General features: G+C 35.0%; 1 protein-coding gene. It reads left to right on the top strand.

The genetic code is table 11. The annotated features are described in order from the left end of the window. A partial coding sequence (locus F3G98_RS10665; protein ID WP_188117013.1) for a hypothetical protein occupies positions 1-799 on the top strand: 799 nt, incomplete at its 5' end. Positions 800-811: the final 12 nt, after the last annotated feature.

The following is an 811-nucleotide window of genomic DNA, read 5'->3' as shown; positions in this document are numbered from 1 at the left end:
TCCAAACATAGACTCTTTACCGCTAGAAACAGTTAAAAATAGTATATTAAACTTGGCATCTAATGCAGATAAAATACCAAGCAACTTGCAAAACTGGTATAAAGATCAGACTTTTACCGCCTCTAGCTTGCGTGACGGTGCTATATCTTTAGCAAAAGATATAGCAGTAAACGGAGTAAGTGGCGTAAGAAATATGTACTATAATATATTTAACAATGATAAAAAGATTTTAGAAAAAGTTTATGACTATAATGGCATAAGCGATGATATAGCATTAATATCAGGATTTGATACATCTAGTTTAACTGGTGTAGCAGCAATAGGCAAAGGAGTTGGCGTTGGTCTTGGAAAAGGTGCTGTATATGTAGCTAATAGCCTAAAAGCTCCATTTGTAGAGATGGAAAAGAGAGTGGCTGCAAAAGTAGTAGCCAATACCCCAAAAGGTGGAACATTAGGTAGTGATGGTATACTAAGACACAATGGCAAAGAGTATGTAGCTCGCAGTCTTGATCTATCAGGAAATAAAGTGATATATGAACAAGTAATAAACAAAAAAGGCACTGGAAATTTTAAAACTACCAACGATAAAGGTTACTTCATAACAGCCAGTAAGCCAAAACAAATAACTGAAGGTGTCAGTTATCAGTTTGGAAATTTTATTTATGATCCAAAGACTTGGGCGTACGGTGTTGCTTTAGAAGAGATAGTTAATGGGTATCTATCTCCAGAGCCACCAACGAATGGATTTCAAGCAATTGGCGGTGGCATATATAAATTTATAGAAATGCACAACAAATGAATTATTTAATAG

The organism is Campylobacter concisus, from assembly GCF_902460895.1.
Lineage (GTDB): Bacteria > Campylobacterota > Campylobacteria > Campylobacterales > Campylobacteraceae > Campylobacter_A > Campylobacter_A concisus_BC.
Note: the sequence above shows the minus strand (reverse complement) of the source record. Positions and strands in the feature narration are given on the sequence as shown.